Origin of the sequence: Photobacterium jeanii, from assembly GCF_001650345.1 — a bacterium.
Lineage (GTDB): Bacteria > Pseudomonadota > Gammaproteobacteria > Enterobacterales > Vibrionaceae > Photobacterium > Photobacterium jeanii.
Genome location: NZ_LVHF01000012.1, coordinates 804277 through 823488 on the forward strand (window position 1 = coordinate 804277; position 19212 = coordinate 823488).

General features: G+C 45.0%; 18 protein-coding genes. 5 read left to right on the forward strand and 13 right to left on the reverse strand.

Translation table 11 applies throughout. From position 1 onward, the window contains the following. Positions 1 to 14 precede the first annotated feature (14 nt). The 3 genes from A3K86_RS04980 (at position 15) to A3K86_RS04990 (ending at position 2095) form a co-directional block, all read left to right on the forward strand. A complete protein-coding gene (locus A3K86_RS04980; protein WP_068330224.1) occupies positions 15 to 848 on the forward strand; it encodes a peptidoglycan binding protein CsiV in 834 nt (277 codons plus the stop codon). A gap of 47 nt (positions 849 to 895) precedes the next feature. Next, positions 896 to 1477 (forward strand): GNAT family N-acetyltransferase, encoded by a 582-nt coding sequence (locus A3K86_RS04985; RefSeq protein ID WP_068328558.1) that lies wholly within the window; start codon positions 896 to 898, stop codon positions 1475 to 1477. A gap of 144 nt (positions 1478 to 1621) precedes the next feature. Beyond that, positions 1622 to 2095, forward strand: a complete 474-nt coding sequence (locus tag A3K86_RS04990) for an FKBP-type peptidyl-prolyl cis-trans isomerase (RefSeq protein WP_068328559.1) — start codon at positions 1622 to 1624, stop codon at positions 2093 to 2095. 213 nt (positions 2096 to 2308) lie between these two features. On the opposite strand, the gene A3K86_RS04995 is transcribed toward A3K86_RS04990, so the two are convergent. From A3K86_RS04995 to hinT, 11 genes are all read right to left on the reverse strand, one after another. Continuing rightward, positions 2309 to 3598 carry an NAD(P)/FAD-dependent oxidoreductase gene (locus A3K86_RS04995; RefSeq protein ID WP_068330226.1) on the reverse strand — a complete coding sequence of 430 codons (1290 nt, stop codon included), beginning with the start codon at positions 3596 to 3598 and terminating at the stop codon, positions 2309 to 2311. Between the two features lie 174 nt (positions 3599 to 3772). Further along, the gene (gene ycfP, locus A3K86_RS05000) at positions 3773 to 4315 is read right to left on the reverse strand and encodes an alpha/beta hydrolase YcfP (RefSeq protein ID WP_068328565.1); all 543 of its coding nucleotides are present in this window, start codon (positions 4313 to 4315) and stop codon (positions 3773 to 3775) included. A 114-nt stretch (positions 4316 to 4429) separates the two neighbouring features. After that, positions 4430 to 5281 (reverse strand): DUF6279 family lipoprotein, encoded by an 852-nt coding sequence (locus A3K86_RS05005; protein ID WP_232321909.1) that lies wholly within the window; start codon positions 5279 to 5281, stop codon positions 4430 to 4432. Between the two features lie 201 nt (positions 5282 to 5482). Continuing rightward, entirely contained in the window at positions 5483 to 6325 is an 843-nt protein-coding gene (locus A3K86_RS05010) for a phosphotransferase (RefSeq protein WP_068328567.1), read from the reverse strand. A gap of 98 nt (positions 6326 to 6423) precedes the next feature. Beyond that, positions 6424 to 7275 (reverse strand): alpha/beta fold hydrolase, encoded by an 852-nt coding sequence (locus tag A3K86_RS05015; protein ID WP_068328569.1) that lies wholly within the window; start codon positions 7273 to 7275, stop codon positions 6424 to 6426. A gap of 143 nt (positions 7276 to 7418) precedes the next feature. After that, entirely contained in the window at positions 7419 to 8009 is a 591-nt protein-coding gene (locus A3K86_RS05020; RefSeq protein ID WP_068328572.1) for a TetR/AcrR family transcriptional regulator, read from the reverse strand. Between the two features lie 30 nt (positions 8010 to 8039). Then, entirely contained in the window at positions 8040 to 8339 is a 300-nt protein-coding gene (locus A3K86_RS05025) for a hypothetical protein (protein WP_068328575.1), read from the reverse strand. Between the two features lie 106 nt (positions 8340 to 8445). Then, complete coding sequence (gene lpoB / locus A3K86_RS05030) at positions 8446 to 9039, reverse strand: penicillin-binding protein activator LpoB (protein ID WP_068328579.1); 594 nt, start codon at positions 9037 to 9039, stop codon at positions 8446 to 8448. 25 nt (positions 9040 to 9064) lie between these two features. Next, entirely contained in the window at positions 9065 to 9451 is a 387-nt protein-coding gene (locus A3K86_RS05035; RefSeq protein ID WP_068328582.1) for a YcfL family protein, read from the reverse strand. Then, positions 9451 to 10836, reverse strand: coding sequence for a COG3014 family protein (locus A3K86_RS05040; RefSeq protein ID WP_068328585.1), 1386 nt, complete (start codon positions 10834 to 10836; stop codon positions 9451 to 9453). The genes A3K86_RS05035 and A3K86_RS05040 overlap by 1 nt, the downstream gene beginning before the upstream one ends. Before the next feature lie 101 nt (positions 10837 to 10937). Beyond that, positions 10938 to 11288 carry a purine nucleoside phosphoramidase gene (gene hinT / locus A3K86_RS05045; protein WP_068328588.1) on the reverse strand — a complete coding sequence of 117 codons (351 nt, stop codon included), beginning with the start codon at positions 11286 to 11288 and terminating at the stop codon, positions 10938 to 10940. A 319-nt stretch (positions 11289 to 11607) separates the two neighbouring features. Here hinT and A3K86_RS05050 point away from each other — a divergent pair, with 319 nt between their 5' ends. Both A3K86_RS05050 and pyrC read left to right on the forward strand, forming a co-directional pair. After that, entirely contained in the window at positions 11608 to 13611 is a 2004-nt protein-coding gene (locus A3K86_RS05050) for a methyl-accepting chemotaxis protein (RefSeq protein WP_068328591.1), read from the forward strand. A 225-nt stretch (positions 13612 to 13836) separates the two neighbouring features. Further along, entirely contained in the window at positions 13837 to 14865 is a 1029-nt protein-coding gene (gene pyrC / locus A3K86_RS05055; RefSeq protein ID WP_068328594.1) for a dihydroorotase, read from the forward strand. Between the two features lie 160 nt (positions 14866 to 15025). Here pyrC and A3K86_RS05060 read toward each other — a convergent pair whose 3' ends face one another. After that, positions 15026 to 18118 carry an efflux RND transporter permease subunit gene (locus A3K86_RS05060; RefSeq protein WP_068328597.1) on the reverse strand — a complete coding sequence of 1031 codons (3093 nt, stop codon included), beginning with the start codon at positions 18116 to 18118 and terminating at the stop codon, positions 15026 to 15028. Continuing rightward, a complete protein-coding gene (locus A3K86_RS05065; protein ID WP_068328599.1) occupies positions 18115 to 19212 on the reverse strand; it encodes an efflux RND transporter periplasmic adaptor subunit in 1098 nt (365 codons plus the stop codon). The genes A3K86_RS05060 and A3K86_RS05065 overlap by 4 nt, the downstream gene beginning before the upstream one ends.

Genomic DNA, 19212 nt, shown 5'->3' on the forward strand with positions numbered 1-19212 from the left:
TGCGGAGTGAAATCTTGAAAAAGTTTATATATTTGCTGCTGCTTGCCGTAAGCTGGCCAAGCCTTGCAGCTCGACAATTTGATATTGAAGTCATTTTGTTTAAGCGCAATATCAGCCCAGAGCAAGTGCGCGAATCTTGGCCTGATAGCCAAAAGCCGATTAATTTAAGTGGCACTATCGCATTCAGTGACACTGAAGCTTTAGCCGCTAAAGGCGCGCGCGTGCTATCGCCAAGCCAATACCAGCTAAATAACGAATACGCCAAGCTGAAAAACCACGCCGGCTTTACTCCTTTAGCTCACTTCGCATGGCGTCAAGGTGACCAAGGAAAAGGCTCTGCACCACGTATTCACATTATGGCAGGTAAAGATTTCTCTGATCGTTTTCTTGCTGACGGTACTTCTCGTGCAGCTGCGATCAATAATCCAGCAGACAACCTAGTCGCACCTGAAGTTGAACCAACAGGTATTGTGGTTACGACCGACAATGGTACCAGTGATATCAGCGAACAACCGGCATCTAACTTAAATCAGCCTATTTTTGAGTTAGACGGTAAATTACAAGTTTACGTTCAGCATTATCTTTTTGTTGATGCCGATCTCGACCTTCGAGAGCCTGGTCGTCGTGAAGTGATTGTTGGCGCGGAAACTCAAGATCCTGAAAACTTACTGTTGGATGGCAATGTACAAGTTGGTCATCTGCAAGAAGTGACCAAACGCGTTGAAGTTGAAGAATTCCTTAAAGGGTTCCGATTTACTCAAACACGCCGTATGAAGAGCAGTGAAACTCACTATTTAGATCACCCTCTAATGGGGATGATCATTCAAGTTCGCCGAGTTGATGCTTAATATTTTCTAAACCTCGCTTCGGCGAGGTTTTTTTCAACCTGACGTTTATGAATTTAGATTATCTATATCAAACGGGTCGCTTAATTCTGCGCCCTTATAAGAGTGCCGATCTCTTCCCTCACCTTGAAGCCGTGACCGAGTCGTTACCCGAACTCAGCCAATGGTTAGAATGGTGTGGCGAGGGTTATAACCAACATGATGCCAATGCATGGCTAACAACGAGTCGAGTTAATTGGCGCTCTGATATCTGCTACGAGCTCGCTATTTTTGACCGCTTTGATAATACCTTCATTGGCAGTGTGTCTTTGTACGACCTACAAGCAACCTCAAACTCAGCCAATGTAGGTTACTGGATCCGTTCACGCTACCATCGCCAAGGTATCGCTAGCGAAGCCATCAAGGTAATTTGTCGCCTTGCTTTTTTATCGCTCGAACTGACCCGCTTAGATATTGTCGTTCACCCGAATAATATAGCCAGCCAACGTACCGCCATGAGCTGTGGCGCTAGATATGAAGGGCTACTGCGAAATAAAATTATGATGCGAGGGATCCCTATGGATGGACAGCTTTACTCCATCATTCCAAGTGATACTGAGCTGATTCAAGAAAAGCTAACCTTTAACTCATGAGCCGAGTGTGAGCACCGTTATGATTCAACGATGACGCGACTGACCAAAGTTCCCAAATCATTGAATTATCACTTACAATAAGAATTATGACTTCCAAGCTGTACAATTTTCAACGGCTTGGCATGACATCAAAAAGGACATCACGTGTTTAAAATAATCGTAACTATCGTACTTATCGCACTGGCGATTTTCTTCATGCAACGCTCGCTAGGTAACAAAAAAGCGGCGGCAGAGAACATTGAAGTCGGTCAGGCTTTCCTTGCCGACAATAAGCAAAAAGAAGGCGTGAAAGAAACGGCATCGGGTCTGCAATATCAAGTCCTTCAAGAAGGTACAGGCACAGTACACCCGAAAGCTTCAGACAAAGTAACCGTGCACTACCACGGCACACTGATCAACGGCACAGTATTTGATAGCTCAGTTGAACGTGGCGAACCAATTCAGTTCGGCCTTAACCAAGTCATTCCAGGCTGGACCGAAGGTGTTCAACTAATGGTTGAAGGCGAAAAAACACGCTTCTTCATCCCATCAAACTTGGCTTACGGTAACAGTGCAATTGGTGCTATCCCACCGGGCTCAGTACTTATCTTTGATGTTGAGTTACTCAAAATTAACTAAGCCTTCACTATTGCAAATAGGTTGAGCTAAACCCCACACGTAAAAAAACCGCCTGTTGGCGGTTTTTTATTATTTAGAAGTGTATTGCTAACAAAGTAGAATCTAAACCAATGAGTGAGTGCTTATATGTTGAGCTTGTATTGTCATCTCTCTCATTGAACACATCTACTTTACGGCCTGCTAGATAGTAGCTTAACAGGCACTTTCAACAACTTAGTGCAGTTTTAGGTTAGGACGTAATACACGGTTGATACGACCAACCAGCATCATCAAGCTAGTCTTAATCACGCCATGCAGCGCAATTTGGTGCATGCGGTATAGCGAAATGTAAACTACACGTGCAATACGACCTTCTACCATCATCGACCCCTTAGTAAGGTTACCCATTAGGCTACCGACTGTTGAGAAACGACTTAGTGATACCAGTGAGCCGTGATCGCTGTATACGTAAGGCTTTTGCTCACGATCAGTAATTTTCGCTACGATGTTAGAGAAACAACGGCTTGCCATTTGGTGTGCAGCCTGAGCGCGTGGTGGTACGAAGCTACCATCTTCTTGTACACAAGACGCTAAATCACCAATCGCATAAATACTGTCATCACGGGTGGTTTGCAGTGTTGGTTTAACAACCAGCTGATTAATACGGTTCGTTTCAAGGCCCGCGATTTCTTTCATGAAATCAGGCGCTTTGATACCCGCAGCCCAAACCATAATTTGTGCAGGAATATGCTCACCATCTTTGGTAGTTAAGCCAGTTTCATCGGCTTGCGTTACCATGGTTGCAGTACGTACATTTACACCAAGCTTAGTTAGCTCGCTGTGTGCTGCAGATGAAATACGAGGTGGTAGCGCAGGAAGAATACGCTCACCCGCTTCAACGAGGTTTACGTTTAGACGAGAGCTATCCAAATCACCAAACCCGTAGTTTTGAAGTTCTTTCACTGCGTTATGTAGTTCAGCTGAAAGCTCAACACCCGTTGCACCTGCACCAACAATGGCGATATCCACTGTTTTTTGCTCTTTATTCGCGTGCAGTTTCAAGAAATGATCATTCATTTCAGTACGGAAACGGTGCGCCTGCTCTGGGCTATCTAGGAAGATACAATGCTCACGTACACCTGGCGTGTTGAAGTCATTAGATGTTGAGCCGATTGCCATTACCAAAATATCGTACGCAAGCTCACGCTCAGGCATCAAAAGATCGCCTTGCTCGTTGTGCAATTCAGATAAAATGATAGTTTTCGCTTCGCGATTGATATCTTTTAGGCTACCCATTTGAAAATCAAAATGATGATTTTTTGCATGAGCACGGTAACTTAGGGCATCGACACCTGCATCCATCGAACCTGTCGCAACTTCGTGAAGCAATGGCTTCCACAAGTGGCTTGCTTTACGGTCAACTAATGTAACTTCTGCACGACCTTTACGACCTAGGGTGCGACCTAGTTTTGTAGCAAGCTCAAGCCCACCGGCACCACCGCCAACAACGATAATACGTGTCACGATTTCTTCCTCTTTAATATACGAATTCTTGTCTTGAATAGTCTGACTCAACATAGGCTGACAACCATTGAGTCAAACTTGCCATGAAGCTGAAAGCTCCATTAGGCAAAATAGATAGATGGACTAACACAGAGGGTCTTGCCCTAGTTTTAGCCCATCTCGGATGTAGGAAGGTTAGAGTGTTTCTTTAAACGCTTTTATAGTTTTTAGATGCTGTGAGATCTTTTTAAATTTATGAGTTTGTGTCTCATCCCAGATGACTTTGTAGTAATCAGCCAGTGCATCACTTGTGTGATGATTATCTAATACTTCGTCCTCAGTTGAAAGTATGCACAGACAATTACCCGCATTTTTTTCTCTAAAATCTGTAACACATTTTGTCGCTATGTCTAAATACTCTTCAGGTCGGTCAATTCTTCCTTCCATGTTATTTTCAGGGTGCAAATTTGGGTTAAAAACAACCTGTTTAATTCCACATAAAAATCCAACACGTTCTGACCAGTAACCGCCCAAACCGACACCACAAATTAATGGTGCTTCATCGGCGGACTCTTCCACCAGCTTATGCACTTCTTTTAGTAAATGCTGCATATCATGCTTTGGGTGAAGGGTACTGTAATTAACAAACCGAACGTCGGGATCGATAAATTGTAACTGTAATACCTTTTCGTGGTTACCTGGGCTTGTAGAGTCAAAGCCATGCAGATAAATGATCATCCTGTTCTCCCTCGGTTTTGTTATGTTGCAATTTCAATCTAACACGTTTTATAGGGTTTAAAAGTCAATTGTCAGAAATAGTATGCAAAAGCGAGGAATAACCCACAATTATCCCTACTGATAAATCAAGGCTGCGATATCTTTCCGTAAGTCAGTTAATAATGCCTGCATATGCTGGCGCTGGTCATCACTCAAGCTGTGGTTTAGTCGTCGCATTACATCAAAACGACGATTTAAGTAAAACTCAAGCTCCTGCTCCGCTGTTGGATTTTCAAATGCTAGCAAGTCATGGACGGTCCGCTTTAGCTCTTGCTGAAAAGCAGCAGACTGAGGTTGAGCCATCAATGCCTTCCAGTCAGTGAGAAAGTTTTCACGAATAGAAAAGAAGGTGGGCTCCATTTCAACTTGGTATCCGGCAAGCTCAGTTAGCAAAGTACGTTGTTTGTTGGTTAATGAACCTAACCAGTCTTTGGCTGTTTTTTGTAATGCTTGGCTACGCTTAGTGATTTTCTGTTTAGTTGTTAGCACTGCCCGCTCTTGGCGAATTTTCTCAATATCATCAGCAATTTTCTGATTGAACTGCTGACGCTGAGTTTGATCAAGCGAACGTAACATGCGGGAAAAGGTAGGAACAAAAATGGTGGCAGACTCTTGCCCAATAGCAGTGAATTTAAAGTGATAGCCTCGAATTTGATTGAAGCTGAGCGGTTGTTTTAAATCTTGCTGTAATTCAGAGATCAAGCGATGGATCTTCGGCAACTCTTTTTCCCTGTGTTCCGCTAGCGCCAAATCTAAATCAGATTCAAAAGATTTTTCCTGACTTGAGTTTAAGCTCACATAGTCAGACACATAGTAAGGAATCCAAAAATCGAGAGTGTTATAGCCTAGCCGCAAAACACAGCCAGTGAGCAGCAATACTGCAGCAACGATGATTAACCTAAATGGCGAAAACAGTTGAGTTTTCAACGCGACACCTCTCCTTCCTTGAGTTGAGCTACAGCATAAAAGCGATAAGCCTATGTTCGAGGATCACAGGAAATCCCCAGAGCTATTTACTCCAATTGAACAAAGACTTATCTGCTATTAACTTACGTTAACGAGCACACTTACGATCAATATAGACCGTTTATTTAGAGAACTATTCCTTAATTCCCTTTTTCTTATCCATCACACTGCGGTGAGTTTAGACAATAGCGCTAAACCAGATTGGCGATAAGATTCATCCTGCCATGCACTTGCGCCTGCAAAGTACCAGAGCATGGCAAGGTAATCACACCAAGGAAGCCAAGCCTTTACGGCTGCTAACCACAACTGAGTATCCGCTTGTTTTGCGTCACAATAGGCTTCAACTGCAATTTGAAGATCATAGCCATTAGCATGAATCGTCATCGCCACATCCAACGCAGGATCAGCCGCCGCAGCGTATTCCCAATCTAACACCCCAATACAGCCATCAGATTGACGGATTAAATTGTATGTACCCAAATCAAGATGACAGCAAGCCAATGGAAAGTGAATGGGTAATGGCTGACGCTGAAATCGTGCAAACACAGCTTGCAACGCTGGCGACTTATCTTGCAAAGCTATCGCCTGCCAATACTGCTCTGCTTTCAGGTGGACATCAAGCTGATGGTTCGGCGTTGGCTGGGTATGAATTTCTGCTTGAAGTGCCATTAAGTGGTGTAACGAAAACTGCTCATCAAGCACCTCACCGTCTAACCATTCGACTAATAAGCCTTCCTTACCCTGCCATAACACCTTTGGCGCACGAAACTGACGACTTTCCTTTTCCTGCACAGTATCAAGCACTTGCAAAACTTGCTGCTCGTTATCACGAGAAACCGCAAACGCCGACGATGCTTTAGATACAGGCCGCCACACAGCCTTACCGTTCGCTAAGGTCAGCAACAAACAACGATTACTCAAACCGCCAGTAAGTGATTCAAGGTGCAACACCTCTTGCCCTAAGAGTTGGCTTAATCGATCTTTTTCCACATCGTGTTCGTGCATCTTGATTCCAGCGTTATTGATACCACTTTTGGCAGCATATGCTCTTGTTTAGATTTAGGTTTAGGCTTATTAATAAACCCATTCAAGTGCGTATTAGCCTAAGATGCTTCTTTCAATAAATCAAAACCTTGGCGAAGCTGCTCGCTTTTTAGAATACGACCATGCCCTAGCCCTTCAGTTGCAATTAGCGTGACGTGTGGCATTTCGCTTGCCTGCTCTGATGTCGCAAACGATGCGAAGCGATCACCTCTATCGTGCACAATCACTGTTTTTGCATGACCGGAAGTTAAGCGTTTAAGTGGGTCAATGCTATCGAGGGAATACTGGTAGCTATCTGCTATTTCATCAATCACTTCTTGGAAAAGCTTCATCGAAAAGCCAGAGCTTTCAACAGTCGTTACTAAGTTATCAACATAATCTAATACTGGGGCAACCAATAATACGGGCTTATTCTGCAAACATGGATTACGGCTCTCAAGAACCATAGCACCTCCCATACTGTGCGCAATGACACCTTCAATTGCAGGTTCTTTTTCTAGTACCTGATCAAGTGCGCTTACAAAAGCAGGAAGATGACCAAAGCGACCTTCACTCTCACCGTGAGCAGGGTTATCAAACGCAAGTGCCGTATATCCAGCATTAGCAATATGCTCCATTAACGGGAAAAACTGACTAGAGGAGCCAGACCAGCCATGGCCTAACACCCAAGTAGGGCCACTACCCAAACGGTAAGTCATGATTTGCCCTTCAGACGTTAGTACAGGCTCGCGTTTTAAGCCTGCCGGCTCTTCCACTTGACGTTTAGGACGCACTGGCGTCAACAGCAGCTTCTTCGCAAAAGCTTTCGCATGGTTCGGTGCAAGCTTATGGTGAATACGCGAAGCGACATTAATGAGCTTACGGCGAACATTCACACCACCCTGTTTTTTGAAATAGATTTTACTACTCATGTTTCCCTCTTTTAGCTGCCTGACGTTACCAAAAAGAACGACCGTGCTTTTTTATTGTAAATGTTGTTATTCGAAATCAAGACAGCAAGCCCGTCTTGGCTATGTTTACATTCTTGCTATGAAGCTATAACCACCGACGTTTGTTAGCAACGCCAGTCGGTAAACACTTCTTCAACGCCTTGCCAAAAGCGTTGATGATCATCGGTTTCTAACGATAACGATAAAAACAAATGACTACTCAAATAGATACCGTACAAACGGTAAACCCCTTGCCAGGTATCTATGTCTTGGCGAAATTCACCTGATGCTTTGGCTTTGTCGATTTGTTTCGCCAGATATTCTAACCAGCGTTTGGTCAGTGCTTGCAGTTCATTTTGCAGAAGATCAGCGTTATCGGCTTTATCTTTCCACGCATCAATGAACATACAACTACCTTGAAACGAACGATTCCAAGCCAACCAATGCTGAAACAGAACCCGCAATTTTTTCTCAATATTATCGGGTTCAGCGATGCGAGCGGGTTGAATGACACGCTCAACAAACTGCGCCCCTGCAAACTCAACCACCGCGACTTGCAGGTTTTCTTTTGATTTAAAATGAGCAAACAAACCACTTTTCGACATGCCTGCCACACTGGCTAGTGTGCCAATAGTCAAACTGTCGAGCCCTGAATTACTGGCAACATCAAACGCTGTCGCCAAAATATGTTCACGGGTTGCCTTTTTTTTGCTCATTTCAAATCACTTCTTAACAGATGCTGCTAATTAAGACCAAGACTGATTCAGCTTGGCATATCTCACCACTTGATAAACAGCAATATTCTCTGCCGCTAAAACACGAATAACCTCTGGAACCATCTGAATTGGCATCGGCACCTCATACCCATGATCGAGAGGTGTAATGGTATCGACCCTAGTTTCACCGACAAATGAAGCAAGAACAGCTAAGACTTTGTCATCATGATCTCTCACTTCAAAATAGACTTTGTAAACATCCGTGGTGTAATCCACAGGTGTCGCTATTTCTAATGTTTCGTATGGGGGATCTGCAACATCGCTGCGCATTGCTTGCTCCTTCTGGCTGATTTTCCATTTTTAGCACGATCGTACTTTTTTAGCAAAAAAAGAAAGGCGTACTGGGTTATCCCCAAGTACGCCCTTGCAAGTTAGCTTATAGACCGAAGAGTGTCTTAGCTTCTTGCTTACGAATTTCTGTTTCGTCTGCCCACTCAATTAGACCTGTTTTCAGATCCATCAAACGCATTGTCATTTTGTAGTAAACGTCTTTGTCGCTACCCGCAGATTTCACGATGCTAGATAGGTTACCGTAAAGCATGTACTGAGCACCCACCATTTGGCCAAATTGAATCGCTGTGCTTTGGTTCACTAGCTCATCATTGTTTTGGAAGTTAAGTTGCTTACGTACAGCTTCAACACGCGTCATATCAACAAAGCGGAACTTACCTGAGTTAAGCAAACGAGTTGAAATTGAATCCGTTACAGATTCAGTATCAATGTGCTCGCTTGTCTTATTCTTAATGCTATCAACCACAATGATCGGACGCTTACCATTCGCGGTAATGTAAGCCACTGAACCTGACGCTAGCATACTGTCTGTCATTTCTACCGCAATCTTCTGTAGATCAGTAGAACCAAACTCAACCGTTGTTGTTTCTGCTTCTTGTGCGTCACCGTAGCTAACTTTCTGAGCACAGCCGCCCAGTAACACAGCTAAACTCAATACAGCAATTAGACCTTTTTTCATCATCTTACCTTTAAAAAATAATCAATTAATAATTAGCTCGGCGAATATAAATTCGGTACTGCTTAGCGTTAGCATTGGTTGCTACCGCTTGAAGTGTCATCGAGTCTTTGCCATGAATAACAAACTGGCGCCATGGGGCATCACTGCCTTCAAGCTCCAAGCCTTGCACGTCATACCAATACACTCGATATTGTAATTTCAGATCTTTTTCCGATGTACTTGTCACTGGTACAGCCGCTTTCATCAGACCATTTACATTGGTGATCATCGCTTTTTCAATCGTTAGCTTACTTGCCAGCGACGAGTTACCAATCACCACATTCTGATTACTGCTCTCAATACTGATCCCCGATGTGCGTGGCGCACACGCCGACAGCATCAGAGCAAAAAACAATACAGATAAAATTCTCATTAATTGGCTCCTAATAATACTGACCACCAGCTGACTTGATTACCTTGGCGTGACACCCAAACCATGGTTGTGCGTCCTGCTTTCACTTCAACATCCAACTGTTGCCCATTCCAAGTTAAAGTTTGTGTTCCTGCTTTTACGTCGTTTTGATAAATATCAATCGCTGCTGGCAACGTCTGCCAACTACGAGTATCGGGTTGCTCGGTCAACGTATTAAAAATATTCGCCAATACATTACCTACATCGTCCCCCCCCTCAGCGGCGGCGCGACGAACTTCATTCTTAGCCACAACACGTAATGCTTGGCGAGTAATAATCGCAGGTAATGCTTCAGACAAACTCTGCTGCGCCATGCTATTAACATTAGCAACTTGTTGCCCTTGCAATGAGGTGTTGCCTAATTTCAATGGCGTAAGTGTCGGGGTAGTCACATTGCCATAATACGGCAACGCCAGATTATAAATTACCCCCTGACCACGATTGTCTCGCCAATACAGTGGTAAGCGCCAATCGGATTTCGCCGCCACCACGCCTTGCTCATCAAAGATGATGACTCGACCTTCATCCTTCGCTGGACGCTGGTATTTACCATACCTTGCTTGCAAGGTTTGTAAGTCATCAATCATTTGTAGGCGCGTTGCTAAACGCAGTACGGTTTGCGCGACGTAAATATTGTCTGGGGCAACCGCTAAGGCGCGCTTGTAATCGATGTATGCGTTATTTAAATCGCCATCGGCTTCGTACAACACACCCGATAAAAAGAATAAGTAACCATTTTGCACCGCACCTAGCTTATTTCCTGCATCTGGGTAACGGGCTAACACAGCACCAATATTATTGTTCATGCCTTTTTGGCGCACTGCCTGCTCTGCTTTTTCAAGCTCAGCTTCACGAATTTTTTTCGCCGCTTCTTGCACCATATTGGCACGACGCACTTCCACCAAAGCACTTTCCAACTTACGCTGCTGGATATAATTCAGTGCCAAGTACAAGTGAAGAAAACCTAACTCGTAATCAGCAGGCTGATAGGTGATCATATTGTCGTTGGTTAGAACCGCACCAACTTGATTAAAGCCTTCAGATATCTGGATCACGGCTTTACTTTGTTGCTCCTTCACGGCGACATCTGCGCCCTGAAAAGCTGAAAAACTACTTGGGTATTGCTTGGCAAGAAAACGGGTTCGTCCTTGCTCCATCCCATCTAAAATCTCACCGGCAGGCGCTGTTGGCAGCGCATCAATCGCGGCTTGGTACTGACCTTGTTCCAGCGCGGAATGCGACGAACTCATCGCAATACTGTAGTGACTAAACAATCCTTGAGCCGATAAATTGGCACAGGCTGTTAAGGTCAACACAGTGAAAAATACCGCAGCCTTTTTCAGCATTAATTTATTAACTTTCAACCTTGCCCCAACCTAATTTGTTGGCTATTCACCCTAAATAAAAATGGTTTGCCAACCTACATCAGCAAACCATCAAACATGCCTTAGCCAACCAACATTGGACCAAGTGGACGACCACCAACAAGGTGCATGTGAATGTGGTACACCTCTTGGCCACCGTGAGGATTACAGTTCACGATCAAGCGGTAACCGTCTTCTGCAATACCTTCGTCTGCTGCCAGTTTACGTGCAACGGTAAATAGGCGCCCCATCATTGCTTCGTCATCGGCTTCAACATCGTTCACCGTTGGGATCAACTTGTTCGGGATAATCAGAATATGACTTGGCGCACGAGGGTTAATGTCACGGAATGCTGTTACCATTTCATCCTGATATAGGACATCTGCTGGAATTTCCTTACGAATAATTTTACTGAAGATAGTTTCTTCGGCCATGTCATGCTCCATTTCAAAAGATTACATCACATTGGAGTATGCTCGACTCCAGCGTCCAGAGCAATATTGAACACCGTTTTAAACATCCTTTCCAGTGAATATTGCATTTTGTGACCATTTTTTTGTTGTCCAGTTCAAAGTATGTAGACAAAAGTTTCATTTAGTATCAAGGATAACATTAACACTCCGATACAGATGTTAGTGTACATAAAGCTGCATATAACAATAACTTAAGCACAAAAAAGAACCTTCAGTAAAATTTTTAGATGCAAGATTCAACACTGCATTAGATTAGTTATTTTTAGTATTTAGGGACAATATGAAATTCAGTAGACAAACCTCTGTCATACGCCGGATGTATGCGGGCTTTGCGGTAATGGTGGTGCTTTTTATTGCGACTATTACTCTGATGCTACAAGGGACCAATCGCATTCATGGTCAACTAGAAGCCGTTACCAGTGAATCATTACCTTTAGTCACAACCGCCAGCCAAGCTAATGTTCGCTTGCTGGCAGCAGATAAAATCTTTAAAGATTTTCTCACCAGCCAGAACCCAGAGCGAATGGCGGGCTACCAGTCTAATTTCGCCAAAGCGCACCAAACATATCTTCAATCGCAACAAGTCCTTATCGCGCAACTGAAAAAATATCCTGCGCTCGAATCTCAATCGGCTCAATTGCTCGATCTTGAGCATCGCTATTTTTCAGAAGCGAATCGCGCGATGGCGAACTATCGCACTCAGCTAGAAGCACAAGCAGAAAGGCAAAAAATGGCGCGCCGCTTCCAACAGCTTTATCCAGTGTTAAGTAGCCAAATGAAAGAGTTTATTAACGATCAAGATGACTTCACAGTCAAAATGATTGCCAAAAACTACTTCATCAAATTGGAACAGACTGAAACCATTACATCAGATGCTTTAGCCACTGATGACTTAGCCGCTATCACCAAGGCAATTAAGCAAAACAAGAAGCTCGTTAATCATCTCAATAATGCTTATCGAAGCCTTGCTTCTCAGTTGCCTGTACTCAAACAAAACTTTGATGAAGCTGTTCAACAGTACACCCGCGATATCGGCAAAAAAGGTGGCATACTTGCGACCCACGCTGAATACGTAGATGCAAAACACCGCCTCTACGACAACATTGCGGTATTAGCAACTGAAGTCGATAACGCCGTTAGCTTACTTGATAGCTTTAAAACCCAAGCCGACATTCAAATGGAAGCTGCGATATCCAGTGCCGAAGAGGCTTATAGCCAAGGTTTCCGACAAGCGATGTTGATTGGCTTGTGCGTCGTTGGCTTTGCGCTTTTCATTGGCTGGGTGTTAGCACAAAGTGTTCGTAAACCGCTTAACTCAACACTTGTGACATTAGAAGCGCTAACTCAAGGCGATATGACGCAACGAGTAAACGATAATCACTTTATTGAATTCCAAAAGCTTAGCGGTCACATCAATACCCTTGCAGGCAACTTACAAGACGTAATTGGTGAAATCAGTAAGGCATCGGAAGATCTCACCAATGTCGCAACCGAAAACCAAACCACAACCAACTTGGCAAAAAATCGCTTAAATGAGCAACGTCAACAAACCAGCTCTGTTGCTGCCGCAATGACGCAAATGGAACAATCAGTGACGGATGTATCACGCAGCGCCCAGCACTCAATGGAACGCGTTCAAGAGGTGAGTCAAGCTGCTAACAGCGGGCGCGAAGTTATGAGCCGTAATATTCACACCGCTCATCAACTTTCATCTCGCTTAGATGAGTCGGTACAGGCTGTTGCGCAGTTGCAATCCATGAGTAGCAACATTGGTTCGATATTAGATGTTATTCGTAACATTGCCGATCAAACCAACCTTCTGGCACTGAACGCTGCGATTGAGGCGGCTCGTGCTGGCGATCAAGGACGTGGCTTTGCTGTGGTTGCCGATGAAGTCAGAGTGTTGGCAAAACGTACTACCGATTCAACCTCAGAAATTGAATCTATGATCCAAAGTCTGCAAGGCAGTGCAGGACAAGCCGTTAATATGATGCAGTCATGCGTAAGTGAGATGGATAACAGTATCAATCAAGCTACCGATGCCAACGGGGCGATGGAAGAAATCCAAGCCATTATTCTTGATATTAGTGAAATGAGTGAGCAAATTGCCTTGGCTGCACAAGAGCAACGAAGCACCACAGGCAGTATTGCTCGCAGCGTAGAAGACATTAATCACATTGCTGATGCTAACTTCACCGCAATGGAAGAAGTCGCGGACGCCAGCGGAAAACTGGATCAACTTGCTCATCAACAAAATGGCTTAGTGCATAAGTTCAAACTCTAACTTATAGAGTAATTCCACTTAATAGCGATAATGACCTGCCAATGCAGGTCATTTTTTTAAGGGGAAATCAGAACCAACACCAAGGATTTAAACAGCTTTAAGCAACAAAACACAGCAAACGATTGCGATTTTATTTGTCAATCACACAATTTGCCACAGATTTCACCTTTACTTCATTAGTTTATACTTTTAGAATCGGGCAAATTTTTTGGGAGGTAAGCGATTATGACGACTTTGACTATCACACGCCCGGACGATTGGCATGTGCATTTACGTGATGGCGACGTATTAAAAGATACTGTTCGTGACATCAGCCGTTATATGGGACGCGCGATCATCATGCCAAACTTGATCCCGCCAGTAACGGATACCGATGCAGCCCTTTCTTACCGCGAACGTATTCTTGCCGAAGGTCCTCAAGGCAATTTCTCCCCTCTCATGGTTCTCTACCTCACCGACAACACCACTCCTGAAGAAATCCGCAAAGCCAAAGCTTCTGGTCATGTATACGCTGCTAAGCTATACCCTGCGGGCGCAACGACTAACTCAGATTCTGGTGTGACTGATATTCAGAAGTTACTTCCTACTTTTAAAGCAATGCAAGAAGAAGGCATGCTACTTCTGATCCACGGTGAAGTAACTTCTCACGATGTTGATATCTTCGACCGTGAAAAAGCCTTCCTAGATAACGTACTGGGTCCTATCGTGGACATGCTACCGGATCTGAAAATCGTACTTGAGCACATCACAACAGCTGATGCCGTTGAGTTCGTGAAAAATGCAGGTCCAAACGTTGCAGCAACAATTACTGCGCACCACCTGATGTTTAACCGTAACCACATGTTGGTTGGTGGTATTCGCCCACACTTCTTCTGTCTACCGATCCTAAAACGCAGCACCCATCAGCAAGCACTGATTGAAGCTGCAACCAGCGGTAGCAAGAAGTTCTTCCTAGGTACGGATTCAGCGCCACACGCCAAAGGTCGTAAAGAGTCAGCGTGTGGTTGTGCCGGCTCATACACAGCGCACGCAGCGATTGAACTGTATGCCTCAGTATTTGAAGAAGCAGGCGCACTAGACAAACTAGAAGGTTTCGCAAGCTTCAATGGCCCAGACTTCTACGGTCTACCACGTAACACTGACACGATTACACTAACCAAAGAAGCGTGGAATGTGCCTGAAACTATGCAGTTTGGTAATGACGTGGTTGTGCCAATTCTTGCTGGCGAACAAATGCCGTGGAAAGTTGCATAAGCTTTTTTGCGCAAGGCTTTTATATCAAGGCTTGATTCCAAAGCGAGATAAAAAGTAACAGCACAAAAGTTAGTACTTATTATCGCTCGAAATCACAAAGGCTCTACTGAAAAACAGTAGAGCCTTTTTCTTTACGTTGTTTCTATATAAAAACTGTCAGCTAGTTTTGTAACACTGGCTGCGCGGTACTGGTTTCAGGAATGGCCACTTTATGGAACAAGCGGTACAGCACAGGTACCACTATCAAAGTCAGCACTGTCGCAAAGCTCAAACCAAACATAATCGTTACAGCCATAGGTTTGAAGAACACATCCGGTAACAGTGGGATCATCCCTAATACTGTGGTGATCGCCGCCATACACACAGGACGAACACGGCTTACAGCTGCATCAACGACTGCATGGTATTGATCCTTACCACTTGCCACCTCGATTTCTATCTGATCGATTAGCACTATCCCATTTTTCACTAACATCCCAGATAAGCTCAAAAAGCCCAGCAATGCCATAAAACCAAACGGGGTATTAAGCGCCAGTAGCCCAGTCGTCACCCCTATCACTGCTAACGGCACTGTCGCCCAGACGATCAACGCCTCTTTCACTTTCTTGAACAGGAAGATGGTGATCAAAAACATCACCAAGTAGCCCATTGGCATGGTTGAGAACAACGACGCTTGTGCATCGGCAGAAGATTCATACTCTCCCCCCCACTCAAGGTAGTAACCCGGAGGATAATCCAAACCTTCAATTGTCGTTTGAATTCGGGCTTGCACAGTGGCTGCGGTTTCATCCCCTAACGGATTCGGATCCGCCATCACGGTCAGCATGCGCTTGCGATCTTTTCGTACAATCAAAGGATCTTCCCAGCGAATATTTACACCCAACATCACCTGTTGTAGCGGTACATACCCTTGATTCACTGGACTCCAGATCTTCATGCCTTCGATGGTGGTGACATCCACTCGCTCTTTTTCCGGTAAGCGAGCAATGATTGGCATCAGGTTAGTGCCATCACGGTACAAACCTATGGCTAAGCCTGAAAATGCCATTTGCAGTAAATCATCAACATCTTCTTTGGTGATACCGTAACGCCGCGCCTGACTCTCATTGAAAATCGGCTCAATCACCTTAGTACGCTCTCGCCAATCGTGGCGTACATTAAATGCACCCGGATCAGCGTGCATGATATCCACTACTTGCTTACCGAGTTGACGCAGCACGGTTGGATCAGGCCCAACAACCCGCGCTTCGATTTTCGCCCCAGATGATGGGCCTAACATGATTTGCTTCAACTTATATTCAAGTTGTGGGTAGTCACGATCAAGCAGCTCGCTAAACTGCGCCATGTTTGGTAGTACATCTTCAAACGTATCTAAGCGCACAATCAGCTCACCATAAGCGGCATAACTCTTCTCTGGCGAGTAAGTCAGCATGAAACGTTGCGAGCCTTTACCCGCACTGGAACTGACGTACTCTACCCCCTCTTGCTCACGCAGTGCGGCTTCCAAACTGCCAAGCGCTAGGTTTGTCGCTCGAATATCAGTACCTTCTGGCATCCAAATATCCACCATGAACATAGGTGTCGTTGAGGCAGGAAAGAAGGATTGTTTGAGCAAAGTAAAACCATATAAGCTGGCCCCCAACATGGCTACCAGAGCAATAACGGTTAACCATGCTCGACGCATACACCACTCAAGCGACGCTTTGTAAACCACAAAGAATTTGCCTGCGTATGGGTCTTTGTCTGCGGCGTTTTCATCGATTTTGACGCTTTTGAAAAACAGATCGCTAAAGAAAGGAGTGAGTGAAATAGCGGTAAACCAACTTAGCATTAGCGACACTAACAGCACGGTAAACAGCGTTCGACAATATTCCCCGGTCGAGTCTTGCGACAAACCAATCGGAGCGAATGCCATCACCGCAATAACGGTCGCGCCTAATAGCGGCCACTTGGTTTGCGTGACGATATCCGATGCTGCTTGCATTCGCGTTCGCCCTCGCTGCATCCCGATCAAGACCCCTTCGACCACTACAATGGCATTGTCCACCAGCATCCCCAGCGCGATAACTAACGCACCTAGCGAGATCCGTTGTAGATCTATCGCCATCCACTTCATGAATACAAAGGTACCCAAAACAGTGAGCAACAAGATCAAACCGATCAAGATCCCCGAGCGTAACCCCATAAAGAACAATAATACGATGATCACGATCGCCACCGCTTGACCGAGACTCACCACGAAGCCACTGACCGATTTATCCACCTCGGTCGGCTGGCTATATACAGCACTGATGTTGATCCCAACCGGTTGTTGTTCTTTTAATTCAGCTAAGCGACGCTCTACTTTTTGGCCAATCTTGACCACGTTAACGCCCGAGACAAAAGAAATACCAACATTGAGGGCTTGCTTACCGTTAAAACTGACCAAGTTGGTGGGGATCTCTTTAAAACCACGCTGAATGGTGGCAACGTCACGCAAGTAAATCAGCCCTTCAGCACCGCTTTCAGTGATGATCAGATCACCCAGTTCATCAACATCCTGAAACTCCCCTGTCGGGTGAACCCGAATGTACTCATCACCAATGCGCACCGCCCCCGCGCTGGTCACCAAGTTCTGCTTGGCTAAAGTGTTATAAATAGTTTGCGGAGAAATCCCCAAACTCGTCAGACGTTGGAGCGATATTTCGATGAACACTTGTTCTTGCTGAGTGCCAGAAACGGCAACTTTGCTGACCCCTTCCACAAGTTCGATTTCACGACGCAGATAGTCAACATAATCGTTAAGCTCTTTATAGCTGTAGCCACTACCTGTGATCGCCAATAAAATCCCGTACACATCACCGAAATCATCAATCACCGACGGATCACCCACGCCCGGTGGCAAATTAGGTTTGAGATCATTCACCTTACGGCGCAGTTCATCCCAGATCTGCGGGAGATCATTAGGGCCGTACTGGTTTTTCATCGTCACTGTGATCTGTGAAAGACCACGACTAGAGATCGAATTCACTTCATCAACATAAGAGAGCTGCTGAATCGCTTTCTCTATCGGGTAAGTGACTTCTTCTTCTACTTGCAATGGCGTGGCCCCCGGATATGAAGTCACGACCATGGCATCTTTAATGGTAAAAGCCGGATCTTCTAATCGACCCAAACCAAAAAACGACATGGTGCCGCCGATCAAAAAGATCAGGGTCAACATCCAGCTGATCACTTTGTTGGTAATAAAATAGGAGGCGATATCTTGCTTCATTGTGTTTGTCCCTCCGTCTCAACCAATTTGACACTCTGTCCTTCACGCAGTCGGTTCCCTCCTGCGATCACAATCTGCTCACCAGATTCAACCCCAGAGAGCAATCTCACACCTTCAGGTACGACTTTATCGGTAGTGATTTTGCGCTTAGTGACGGTCAGATCGTCGTTTACTACCCACACAAATTTGTTGGCTAACTCAATCCCATCACCATCTTCATTGAAAATGGCTTCAACAGGCACAACAGGCTCACCCGCTTGGTATATTTTCAATTTTTGAGCGTCGGCTTGTACCTCCACCGCCATACCATCCAAAATAAAACGATCGCTTGGCATCGGCATGGTGAGAGTCACAAGGAAGGTACCTGAATCAGGATCGAGCTCAGTGGTGAATTCTTTAAGCTTGGCGCGATATTCCACCCCGTCAGGCATCAAAATTCGCGCATTTGGTGATGAACGCTCAATTTCCACCGCAGAGCGGCGTGAGAAAATCATATCTGGTGCTTGAATGTGGATATCCACCTGTTTGGTACTATGGATATTCATTACCTGCTGCCCCACTTGCACATTCTCAAACTGCTCTATTGGAACTTTGGAAATCACGCCTTCAAAAGGTGCGTAGAGTTTAGTGAATGTAAGCCGTAACTTAGCAAGATCGAGTCTAGCGAGTGCGATACTGCGCTGTGCTTTTAATTCATCGAATTGTGATTGCGCTAAATAGCCTTTCTTCACCAACTTGGCGGAGCGGCGAAACTGACTATCGGCAACATTGAATTTAGCTAGCGCATCATCCACTTCTAGTTGGTAATCAGTTGGTTCAAGCTCAGCAAGAAGCTGCCCTTTTTTGACAAATGATCCCGACCGCACCAGCACCCGTGTCACTTCCCCTTGAATACGAAACGACAGACTGGATTTATCCGCAGCCGCTGCGACCGCAGGAAAGGTTAATTGCGGCGCTTCTTGCGCGATACTGACTGTGGTGATTTTCACTGGTTGAGTGATCACCCGAGGCTCAACGGCTGGCTTTTCACACCCTTGTAAGACACAGAGTAAAGCTAGCGTGGTAAAGCCATATAACACCTTAAAATATCGCAT

Excerpts from the sequence above, each read along its gene's own strand:
- A3K86_RS04985 (WP_068328558.1), top strand. The coding sequence starts at position 896 with ATGAATTTAGATTATCTATATCAAACGGGTCGCTTAATTCTGCGCCCT.
- ycfP (WP_068328565.1), bottom strand. The coding sequence starts at position 4,315 with ATGATCATTTATCTGCATGGCTTTGACTCTACAAGCCCAGGTAACCAC.
- A3K86_RS05010 (WP_068328567.1), bottom strand. The coding sequence starts at position 6,325 with ATGCACGAACACGATGTGGAAAAAGATCGATTAAGCCAACTCTTAGGG.
- A3K86_RS05015 (WP_068328569.1), bottom strand. The coding sequence starts at position 7,275 with ATGAGTAGTAAAATCTATTTCAAAAAACAGGGTGGTGTGAATGTTCGC.
- A3K86_RS05020 (WP_068328572.1), bottom strand. The coding sequence starts at position 8,009 with ATGAGCAAAAAAAAGGCAACCCGTGAACATATTTTGGCGACAGCGTTT.
- A3K86_RS05025 (WP_068328575.1), bottom strand. The coding sequence starts at position 8,339 with ATGCGCAGCGATGTTGCAGATCCCCCATACGAAACATTAGAAATAGCG.
- lpoB (WP_068328579.1), bottom strand. The coding sequence starts at position 9,039 with ATGAAAAAAGGTCTAATTGCTGTATTGAGTTTAGCTGTGTTACTGGGC.
- A3K86_RS05035 (WP_068328582.1), bottom strand. The coding sequence starts at position 9,451 with ATGAGAATTTTATCTGTATTGTTTTTTGCTCTGATGCTGTCGGCGTGT.
- A3K86_RS05040 (WP_068328585.1), bottom strand. The coding sequence starts at position 10,836 with ATGCTGAAAAAGGCTGCGGTATTTTTCACTGTGTTGACCTTAACAGCC.
- hinT (WP_068328588.1), bottom strand. The coding sequence starts at position 11,288 with ATGGCCGAAGAAACTATCTTCAGTAAAATTATTCGTAAGGAAATTCCA.
- A3K86_RS05050 (WP_068328591.1), top strand. The coding sequence starts at position 11,608 with ATGAAATTCAGTAGACAAACCTCTGTCATACGCCGGATGTATGCGGGC.
- pyrC (WP_068328594.1), top strand. The coding sequence starts at position 13,837 with ATGACGACTTTGACTATCACACGCCCGGACGATTGGCATGTGCATTTA.
- A3K86_RS05060 (WP_068328597.1), bottom strand. The coding sequence starts at position 18,118 with ATGAAGCAAGATATCGCCTCCTATTTTATTACCAACAAAGTGATCAGC.
- A3K86_RS05065 (WP_068328599.1), bottom strand. The coding sequence starts at position 19,212 with ATGCGATATTTTAAGGTGTTATATGGCTTTACCACGCTAGCTTTACTC.